This is a genomic window from Limnohabitans sp. (genome assembly GCF_044361645.1).
Classification (GTDB): Bacteria; Pseudomonadota; Gammaproteobacteria; order Burkholderiales; family Burkholderiaceae_C; genus Limnohabitans_A.
In genome coordinates this window covers 1-9,188 of sequence record NZ_JBIKIL010000140.1, presented here as the reverse complement: position 1 = coordinate 9,188, position 9,188 = coordinate 1, and the positions used below count along the sequence as shown (strand labels likewise).

The 9,188-nt window shown below is 59.3% G+C and carries 9 protein-coding genes; 3 read left to right on the top strand and 6 right to left on the bottom strand.

What is annotated here, in order from left to right:
* Window positions 1-163: 163 nt before the first annotated feature.
* Entirely contained in the window at window positions 164-2,182 is a 2,019-nt protein-coding gene (locus tag ACIQ39_RS16930) for an MFS transporter (protein ID WP_396435772.1), read from the bottom strand.
* Window positions 2,133-2,939 carry a hypothetical protein gene (locus tag ACIQ39_RS16925; protein ID WP_396435771.1) on the bottom strand — a complete coding sequence of 269 codons (807 nt, stop codon included), beginning with the start codon at window positions 2,937-2,939 and terminating at the stop codon, window positions 2,133-2,135. Before ACIQ39_RS16925 ends, ACIQ39_RS16930 begins: the two co-directional genes overlap by 50 nt.
* 231 nt (window positions 2,940-3,170) lie before the next feature.
* Between ACIQ39_RS16925 and ACIQ39_RS16920 the strand changes: the two genes are divergently transcribed.
* From ACIQ39_RS16920 to ACIQ39_RS16910, 3 genes are all read left to right on the top strand, one after another.
* Window positions 3,171-3,902 (top strand): helix-turn-helix domain-containing protein, encoded by a 732-nt coding sequence (locus ACIQ39_RS16920; RefSeq protein ID WP_396435770.1) that lies wholly within the window; start codon window positions 3,171-3,173, stop codon window positions 3,900-3,902.
* A gap of 78 nt (window positions 3,903-3,980) precedes the next feature.
* Window positions 3,981-4,361 (top strand): AAA family ATPase, encoded by a 381-nt coding sequence (locus tag ACIQ39_RS16915; RefSeq protein WP_396435769.1) that lies wholly within the window; start codon window positions 3,981-3,983, stop codon window positions 4,359-4,361.
* 4 nt (window positions 4,362-4,365) lie between these two features.
* Window positions 4,366-4,959 carry a DUF4143 domain-containing protein gene (locus ACIQ39_RS16910; RefSeq protein WP_396435768.1) on the top strand — a complete coding sequence of 198 codons (594 nt, stop codon included), beginning with the start codon at window positions 4,366-4,368 and terminating at the stop codon, window positions 4,957-4,959.
* On the opposite strand, the gene ACIQ39_RS16905 is transcribed toward ACIQ39_RS16910, so the two are convergent.
* From ACIQ39_RS16905 to ACIQ39_RS16890, 4 genes are all read right to left on the bottom strand, one after another.
* Window positions 4,946-6,196 (bottom strand): FIST N-terminal domain-containing protein, encoded by a 1,251-nt coding sequence (locus tag ACIQ39_RS16905; RefSeq protein ID WP_396435767.1) that lies wholly within the window; start codon window positions 6,194-6,196, stop codon window positions 4,946-4,948. The two genes, ACIQ39_RS16910 and ACIQ39_RS16905, sit on opposite strands and share 14 nt — an antisense overlap.
* Before the next feature lie 7 nt (window positions 6,197-6,203).
* Window positions 6,204-7,109 carry a PhaM family polyhydroxyalkanoate granule multifunctional regulatory protein gene (locus ACIQ39_RS16900; RefSeq protein WP_396435766.1) on the bottom strand — a complete coding sequence of 302 codons (906 nt, stop codon included), beginning with the start codon at window positions 7,107-7,109 and terminating at the stop codon, window positions 6,204-6,206.
* 108 nt (window positions 7,110-7,217) lie between these two features.
* Window positions 7,218-8,087 carry a TauD/TfdA dioxygenase family protein gene (locus ACIQ39_RS16895; protein ID WP_396435765.1) on the bottom strand — a complete coding sequence of 290 codons (870 nt, stop codon included), beginning with the start codon at window positions 8,085-8,087 and terminating at the stop codon, window positions 7,218-7,220.
* 363 nt (window positions 8,088-8,450) lie between these two features.
* Entirely contained in the window at window positions 8,451-9,071 is a 621-nt protein-coding gene (locus ACIQ39_RS16890) for a Fic family protein (protein WP_396435764.1), read from the bottom strand.
* Window positions 9,072-9,188: the final 117 nt, after the last annotated feature.

The following is a 9,188-nucleotide window of genomic DNA, read 5'->3' as shown; positions in this document are numbered from 1 at the left end:
GCTCTTCGGGTTGGATCTGTTTGTAGTGTTTCAATGGAGTGCTTTGCATCTGCGGACCTTACAGGGTTTGCAGGTGTTGCACTTCACTTTTGAATCCGCCCCATATAACAAAGACAGCCATGCTTGGTCAAAGGCGTGTGGTGCATATATTTGGGATTAGAGCCTAAGCGTCCAACAGAACCTGCACTTGAGCACTCAAGACGGGCAGGCTCGCATCGGCACATGAGAGGGGCGCGCCCACATTCAAGCCCACAGGGTTGAGCCAGCCACGCCGAAAGGGTTGAACCATGGCCGTCGGTTCGCCTTTGCGCTGCTCAATGCGGCTGAAATAAGAACCCCACAAGTTCGTCAGGGCCATGGGAATGACAGGAACGTCTTGCATCCCCTCGGCTTGGGCTTGTTCTAGGATTTTGATGATGCCGCCTTTGAAGGGCTGCAAACTGCCATCCCGGGTGATGCCGCCTTCTGGAAAAATGCCCAGCAAATCACCCTCGCGCAGCACCTGAGCGGCTTCACGAAAGGCCGCTTCATAAGCCTCCGGGTCTTCACTGCGCGGCGCGATCGGTATGGCCTTGGCCAGTTTGAACAGCCCCCCGAACACCGGCACTTTGAAAATGCGGTGATCCATCACAAAACGAATTGGGCGCGGGCTGGCGGCCATGAGCAGCACGGCATCGACAAAGCTGACGTGGTTGCAAACCAGCACCGCCGGGCCTTCGGTGGGGATGTGCTCATCGCCTTGCACCCGAAAGCGGTAGACAAGGTGGGTGAGCACCCAGGCCACAAAACGCAACAGGTATTCGGGCACCAGCATGAAGATGTAAAACGCGACCACCGCATTGAGCAGGCCAATGATCAAGAACAACTCGCTGATGGAAAAACCCGCGCCCAGCAAGGCCCCGGCCAGCACCGAGCTGGCGATCATGAACAGCGCGTTCAGGATGTTGTTGGCGGCGATGATGCGCGCCCGGTGCGTGGGCTGGCTGCGCATTTGAATGAGCGCATACATAGGCACGCTGTAGATGCCCGCAAACAGCGAGAGCAAAGCCAAGTCTGCCAACACACGCCAGTGGGCGATTTGGCCGACAAATTGGGCCAGCGTGAGGGCGGCACTGGCGGGCGGCAAACCACGCGATGCGAAGTACAAATCCACCGAAAACACGGTCATGCCAATCGCGCCCAGCGGCACCAGGCCAATTTCGACATGGCGGCGGCTCAGGACTTCACACAGCAAGGCACCCGCACCAATGCCCACAGAAAACACCACAAGCAACAAAGAGGCCACTTGTTCGTCGCCGTGCAAAACATTCCGCGCAAACGCCGGGAACTGGCTGAGGAAAACAGCCCCAAAAAACCACATCCAACTGATGCCCAGCAATGAACGAAACACCACCACGTTGGTGTGCGCCAATTGCAAGTTGCGCCAGGTTTCGGTAAAGGGGTTCCAGTTGATCTTCAAAGCGGGATCGGTGGCGGGCGAAACCGGCACGGCCTGCGCCAAAACCCGCCCCAACAAGGCCAGCGCCACACAGGCCACACCCACAACCATCGGCCCCATCAGCGGCAGCGCGATCAACAAGCCGCCGGCCACATTGCCCAGCAAGATGGCCACAAAGGTGCCCATCTCGACCATGCCATTGCCGCCGGTGAGCTCTCGCTCGGTCAGGTGCTGCGGCAGATAGGCAAATTTGACCGGGCCAAACAGCGTGCTGTGCAAGCCCATCAAAAACACACAGGCCAGCAGCATGGGCACGTTTTGCTGCACAAAGCCCCACCCGGCCAGCAGCATGATCACAATTTCTGTATTTTTGACCAGCCGGATCAGTATCTCTTTGGGGTACTTGTCGGCCAACTGGCCACTGGTGGCCGAAAACAGCAAAAAGGGAAAGATGAACAGGGCCCCGATGACCAGCCCGGCCATAGAGGCAGGCAACCACTGCACCTGCAACTGGTAAGTCACCAGCACCGTGAAGGCAAACTTGAAGACGTTGTCGTTGCCTGCGCCCAAAAACTGCACCCAGAAAAAAGGGGCAAACCGTTTTTGCTTCAACAGTGCAAATTGGCTTGAGTGATCACGATGGGCTGTGGCGGCAAGTGCATTTGAATTGGACAATGGCGTTCTCCCTGACTTTTTAGATGGCGTTTTTAAGCTGCGCCTTTTGGATCGGCATTTTGACTGCATTTGTAAGCGACAGCACCAAGGGCACCATTGCCAGCGCAGCCGCCAAATGCTTGAGCGTGTGTCCAGAAATCCTTTCACGCGTCCACAAGAAGATCTGCTCATCCTGCACCTCAAGCCACTTCGCCAACACATACAAAACCACCAGCGCCAGCCACTTCACCTTGCACAGGCCCGTTAAAGTCCCCTCACGGACAGTGACCACGGCATGCACCAGCACCAGCGCCAAGCCACCAAATTGCAATACGGCCCAGGGCAGAACGTGGCCGCTCCACAAAGACAAGGCGACCGACACCCCACCGGCCACCATGACGACCAAAGCAAATCGAAAAGCCCAAATCACTTGCAAGCGCTCAGCCACCGCCCAAGCCAACACCCCAGCAAAGGTCACAGCCATGCCCATGCGGTCCAGCGCCAGCGTGGCAGGCACAGGGTGCCAGTGGTACAAGCTTGACCCCAAACAGGTCAGCGCCAAGCCTGCAAAAGCCAGACGAGCGGGCTTTTCATACAAAGCATTGCGTGGGTCGGCACTGGCCATCGCGTCTGAAATCACGCCACGAATGGGCAACAATCGCCACAGACCGATCAGCCCCACCACCAGCATGGGCAGATTACTCAGCACATCGAAGGTGTTGGGAATGCCGAACATGCTGCGCGCATCCACAAACGGATGGCCATGGGCATGCACATGTTGATGGCCATGGGCGTTGAAAGACAGGCCCATTGAGGCCAAGCATTGCGGGTCAATGAGCAAACTCATGCACCACAGCAGCGCCCAAACCAGCAGCGCTTTGGACCCGGCACCGACGACGGCATCCTTAGACGACCCAGACAGCACAGCTGCAGGACTTAAAAAAGTAAAAATGGACATCAATCGGCCTCTAGGCATCACAAACATGGGCGGAAGTTTCAAGCTCGCAAGCTGTGAGAGAGGCGATTTATTCATTAAAGTACAAAGCCTCTGTCCTTCACGTATCAAATTTAAGTACCCATGAGCACTACTGCCGATCTCATCAAAGCGATCAAACAAGAACTCAAAACCACTGGCATGACCTATGGCGACCTGGCCGCCGCCCTGGGCATGGCCGAATCCAGCGTCAAGCGCATGCTGGCCAAGTCAGACATGTCGCTTTCACGCGTGGATGAGGTGTGCCGCGCTTTGAAACTGGACTTCGGCGAACTGGCAAGACGAGTGGCAGACGCGCAGCCTCTGCTGAGCGTGCTGAGTCAAGCGCAAGAGCGGGCCGTGGTGGCCGACAAAAAGCTCATGCTGGTGGCCATTTGCGTGCTAAGCCAGTGGTCTTTGGAGCAAATCACCTCTTATTACCAACTGAGTGAAGCGGACTGCATCCGCTGCATGGTGCAACTTGACCGGATCGGGATCATCGAGTTGCGCCCACTGAACCGATACCGCCTGCAATTGGCCAAGACCTTCCGGTGGCGGCCCCATGGACCGGTCATGCAGTATTTCCGCGAACACGCCTTGTTGGACTATTTTTCAGGCGGCTTTGAAGCGCAAGGCGAAGGGCTCCAGTTGGTGCACGGCTCCATCAGCCGTGCCTTGGCACCGTCATTTCTGGAGCGCTTGCAACGGGTGGCGCAGGACTTTGCGATGCAACACCAGTCTGACCAAAAACTGACCAGCGAACACCGCGAGGGCTACACCCTGCTGCTGGCCATGCGGCGCTGGGAGTTTGAAGCTTTTCATTCACTGCGGCGCTGAAACGGCCAACAACCCACTCAGGTCTGCCATGGGGCCCCAGAGCGCACGCGGCGTCTGAGGTATTTATCCTTACAAATCATGGAATACTTGGACAAGCTGCTCATCCTGGACGAGGTGCACAGAGCACCGGGCTTGTTCCCCGTGCTGCGGGGCTTGATTGACCAAGCCCGGCGCATGGGCCGAGCATCCGGACAGTATTTATTGCTGGGCTCGGCCAGCTTGGATGTGCTGCACCAGTCGGGCGAGACGCTCGCTGGGCGCATCGCTTATCTGGCGCTTGGCCCCTTGAGTGTTCTGGAAACGGGCCCTCAAGCGATGGATGCTTTGTGGCTGCGTGGTGGTTTTCCGCAAAGTCTGAACGCCCCCCTCAGATGCCCGCAGCCTGCGCTGGCGAGAAAATTTCATCCGCACTTATCTGGAGCGGGACATTCCGCAATTCGGTCCCCGCATCGCCGCTGAAACATTGCGCCGCTTCTGGACCATGCTGGCCCACCACCAAGGCGGCATGCTCAATGTCGCGCAATTGGCACGCAACCTGGGTGTGGACGTCAAAACCGCGCAAAGCCACATCGACCTCTTGTGTGATCTGCTGCTGGTGCGCAAACTTGCACCCTGGCACACCAACACAGGAAAACGCTTGGTCAAGGCCCCCAAGGTCTATCTGCGCGACAGTGGTCTGGTGCATGCGCTGCTGAACATCGGGTCCACAGAAAGTTTGCTCTCGCACATGGTTGTGGGTGCCAGTTGGGAAGGCTATTGCATTGAATCCCTTCTGGCCTGTGTGCCTGCGGGCGTTACAGGCTACTTTTACAGAACCAGTGGGGGTGCGCAAATTGATTTGCTGCTGGCCTGGCCAGGCGGCGAACTCTGGGCCATTGACATCAAACGCAGCAGCACGCCCAAAGTGGAGCGCGGCTTTCACAGCGCCTGCGAGGACCTCCAGCCCAGCCAAAAATGGGTGGTCTATCCGGGCCAGGAGACCTACCCACTCGCCGCAGACATCCAGGCCATTTCGCTGTCTGGCCTGTGCAACAAACTGGCCCTCAGTCGGTCGTGAACACCGTGAGCACCCCGGTGTAGCCATACAGCTGCTTGCGCGCAATTTCGCCAGCGGCAAAAAAGCCCACCAGCGGCACATCGCCCAAGGCGTGGCGGATGATTTGCAGCTCGGCACTCGGCCCGCCGAAATGCGGACCACCCCGGCCGGTGCAGCTGACATACACCGCGCCAGCGATGCGTTTGCCCGGTTGCGGCGCGGTGGGCACCGGGTCGTCACTCAAGGCGTTGATGGCCTCGATGGACAGGGTTTCGGGCTCCAGCTCTTCGCGGATTTCGGCGCACACCCGCACCAGGTCGGCGCGTGCGGCCTGCACGTCGCGGCGCACAAAGCTCAGGCGCATGCCGGGCAGCAAGTGCTCGGCAATCGCCACACCTTGGCGCAAAGCGTCCAGGCCAATGATGTGGCGCACGCGCACATCGCTGCCCAAGTGGCCGGTGCGGCCCACGCCCGATTGCCCAGCGGGGCTCAGGCCCACCAAGGTCGAACGCACCACCGCAATGGCTTTTTGCGGCTCGCGCAGGCTGATGCCCAGATCGGCCAACATCACGTCCAAGGCAGGCTCACCGCTCAATTTCAGCAGCACATGACCCTCGGCCTCGGTCACCTCGCGCTCAGGCGACACGGGCTGGCAGCCCTGCGTGACCCGCGACAACAAACCCACCGCCGCAGAAAACGCCACCCCACTCAAGCCGCCTTGCAGCACGCCGCCCCCGGCCAAGCCGTCGTCACCCCCACGGCCCACTTGTGCAGAAAACTGCACCGAGCGCGTGCGGCTGGCCGTCAGGCCGCCGAACAAATAGCTTTGTTGGGTGCGCTGCGCCACCTCGTCGATCAACTCGGCCAAATCGGGCGTGTGCGGGTCGGCGTGCACCAAGGCGGTGTCGGCCCAGCCCGCAGGCAAAGGCGACACGCCAGAAAACAATCTGTAATGCTCGGGCGGCACATCGCACAGCATCAGCGCCATGGCGGGCTCGTCGAAGTACTCGGCACCGTTGACCGCCACCCCAATGCCCACCGTGCCCGCCCAATCGCTCACTCCCGGTAAGGCTTGGCGCAAGTGGTCCAGCACGGCCTGCGCGTGCTCGGCGTAATGGTCGGTGATGTAGAGCAGCGCCAGCCGGGGCGCAGCGGCATAGCCGGGCAAACCCATTTGCGCACGCAACTGCGCCAGCACCAAGCCAGCGGCCATCTGCCACTGCGGGTGGGTGGCATGGCCACAGGGAAACAACTTCATGGGCAGATCACTTGGAAGAAGCTTTGCGCGGTGCAGACTTGGGCATGGCCGCTGCCTTGACCACCGCTTTGGCGGGTGCTTGGTGTGCCGACTTGGCCGGGGCCTTGGTCGAAGCCTTAGCCGCCTGCGGCTTTTTGGCACCCCCTTTGGCCGTCCCTTTAGCGGGTGCTTTGCCCGCCTTGGCAGGTGCAGCAGCCCTTGCAGGTGCAGCCGCCCGGGCACGCGCGGCCTTGGCCGAGACCCCGGCTTTCATGGCTTCGGCGGCCACGTCTTTCAGGGCCGCAGCCGCAATGCCCTGAAACTGCTGCGTGAGTGCGCCCCACCACTGCATCGGGTCCACGGCAGGCTTGGTGTTTGCGGTGTCGGCAGTGGCGTTGGACGGGGCATCGGACGGGGCTTGTGGCCTGTCTTGAGCGGCGTTGGCGGCGCTGCTGGGCTGGGGCTGCGCAGGCTCGGGGGCCACGGGCGCGGCGGCAGGCTTGGGTGTGAACAGCGAAGGTTTGGGGGCAGCGGGTGTTGCTTCTGGCGCTGCCGAAACAGAAGAAGGCGAAGAAGTCCACGCGCTCGAATCGGATGGGGCGCTTGGCGGCTTGGCCGTGAAGGCCTTGGCCAGGTCGGTCATGTTCACGTTCATGCTTTGCAGCGTGGTCAAGGTCATTTTTTGCACCTCCATGGCCTGGATGGTGGCCTTGAGTGCGGTGGTGTTTTGCTCCAGCCAGAACAGCACCGACTTGAGCTCCTGAATGCGTTTGTCGATGTCTTCGATGCTCAGCGTGGGAGCAACCCAACTGGCCATGCCAGGCATGCCCGCAGCCGCAGCGGGCTGGGCTTGTGCGGCGGTTTTCGACAGGTTTTGCAAAAAGTCAAAGCCCGGCACAAATTGGCCAAAGCCAAAGGCGGAAGTGTCGCTCATGGCAGTTCCTTAAAAAAGTGTTCTGCAAAGCTTACCTGAAGACGCTTTCAAATACCCCGTGCGAAAAGATGCGCGTCACATCCACCCCAAGCTTTTGCCGCCTAAGACTCAAAAAGCCTGATCGGCCGTGAAGGTGACCCGGTGCAGTTTGCGCTGCTGTGGGTAAAAGTCGGCCACGGCGTAGTGCTGGGTCGAACGGTTGTCCCACACGGCCAATGAGTGGGGCTGCCAGCGAAATCGGGCTTGCACTTCGGGTGCCGTGATCAGCCCAAACAACTGCGCCAGCAATGCGTCGCTTTGCGGGCGTGGCAAACCATGGATGTGGGTGGTGAAGGTGGGGTTGACGTACAAAATCTTTTTGCCCGTGATGGGGTGCACCCGCACCACCGGGTGCGTCACGGGCGGGTATTTGGCGCGAGCGGCTTGCAGTTGCTCGCCGCTGGCATCTTGGCGCAGCAGGTACTCGGTCCAGCCGGTGACCTCCCAGGTGTGCATGGCACTCAAAGTTTCCAGATAGGCTTTGAGGTCGGTGGGCAAGCCTTCGTAGGCGGTGGTCATGCTCGCCCAGACGGTGTCGCCACCGCTGGCCGGAATGACCTGCGCATACAAGCTGGTGCCTATGGGCGGATGGGCCTGCCAGGTGATGTCGGCGTGCCAGTTGTTGTTGGCAGCCGGGCGCTCGGCGGTGCTTTCCACAATTTCAATCTCGGGCTGGCTATCCACACGGGGAAAGAAGGCTTTGACTTCGTTGACTTGGCCGAAACTGCGGGTGAACGCCACCTGCTGTGCAGGCGTGAGCGTTTGGTCCCGAAAAAAGACCACCTCAAACTGGGCCAAGGCCGCTTTCAGCTCAGTTTGAGCCAACTCGCTCAATGGCTGCGACAAGTCCAAACCATGGAGCGTGGCCCCGATATTGGGGGTGTAGGGTTCGGCTACAAAGCTTTGGTAAACCCTGTGTAAAAGTGCAGAAGAAGACATCTGTTGATCATGCCAGAGCGCGTCTAACAAGGGACAAACAACACTTGAGCGTCGCGGGTACTGGTGCGGGTGCGGGTGGCCCAGTTTTTCTCATCGTCAGGCCCAGGGCGACCCAGATCAATACGAACAATCAACCCACTGCCGCATTGAAGGCCGCTTCAGCGCGGTGAGCGTCAATCGCTACCCAGAGGTGTGCTTGACACCAACGATCCTGACCGTTCCTGGCCATACAGACGCAAAAGGCCAGTTCACTTGCATTGGCAGGAGGCCCAATGACAAGCTGAGGGCCATCACCCTCAGCATGAGGCCCAGCCGCATTCAAATACGACGAACTTGTAGCAACTCGAAATCAGACGCGCCCAGTCACCGCCCAGCGGCTTCGTACCAAGTGCCTCGGCCCACGCCGTGCTTGGCAAGGTGCCCCTGTTTGACGAGTTTGGCCAGGTGCACCTTGATGGTGGCGCGGTTCGCACCGGTTTGTTGTTCGGCTTGCGCTGTGGTCAGTTGGCCATGCGCCCTGACCAAGGCCAGCATATCGACCGAGAGCTTGGGCAACAGTTGTGACATCATTTTTTCGCGTTCCACTTTTTCACCCAAGCGTTTGACTTGCGAGGCCAGCGATGAAAGGAAAAACACCAGCCAGGGTTGCCAGTTGGCTTGCTCGGTGCGCATGCTGCCTTGCGTTTGCCGCAGGGCGATGTCATAGCCGCTTTTATTTTGCTCGATGATGCTTTCGAGTGAGCTGTAGGGCACATAGCTGTAGCCAAACTGGAGCATGAGCAGCGTGGTCAGGATGCGTGACAAGCGGCCGTTGCCGTCTTCAAATGGATGGATCTCCAGAAAGACCACGACGAAGATGGCCACGATCAGCAGCGGGTGCAAGGTTTTGTGATCACGCGCATGGTGCACCCAGTCCACCAGTTCTTGCATCAGGCGTGGCGTGTCAAATGGAGATGCTGTTTCAAGGAGGCCCAATTGGGCCATGGTTTGAGGACATCATTTAGTCGTCCCTGAGAAACCCCTGAAACCCGCATGAATGCTGGCTTTCAGGGTCATTCCCAATGTTCAAAACTCTCACATTGATATTCAATGGAGCCTGTT

Coding starts and splice junctions, on each gene's coding strand:
- ACIQ39_RS16920 (WP_396435770.1), top strand. CDS start 3,171: ATGAGCACTACTGCCGATCTCATCAAAGCGATCAAACAAGAACTCAAA.
- ACIQ39_RS16905 (WP_396435767.1), bottom strand. CDS start 6,196: ATGAAGTTGTTTCCCTGTGGCCATGCCACCCACCCGCAGTGGCAGATG.
- ACIQ39_RS16930 (WP_396435772.1), bottom strand. CDS start 2,182: ATGCAGTCAAAATGCCGATCCAAAAGGCGCAGCTTAAAAACGCCATCT.
- ACIQ39_RS16915 (WP_396435769.1), top strand. CDS start 3,981: ATGGAATACTTGGACAAGCTGCTCATCCTGGACGAGGTGCACAGAGCA.
- ACIQ39_RS16900 (WP_396435766.1), bottom strand. CDS start 7,109: ATGAGCGACACTTCCGCCTTTGGCTTTGGCCAATTTGTGCCGGGCTTT.
- ACIQ39_RS16925 (WP_396435771.1), bottom strand. CDS start 2,939: ATGAGTTTGCTCATTGACCCGCAATGCTTGGCCTCAATGGGCCTGTCT.
- ACIQ39_RS16895 (WP_396435765.1), bottom strand. CDS start 8,087: ATGTCTTCTTCTGCACTTTTACACAGGGTTTACCAAAGCTTTGTAGCC.
- ACIQ39_RS16890 (WP_396435764.1), bottom strand. CDS start 9,071: ATGGCCCAATTGGGCCTCCTTGAAACAGCATCTCCATTTGACACGCCA.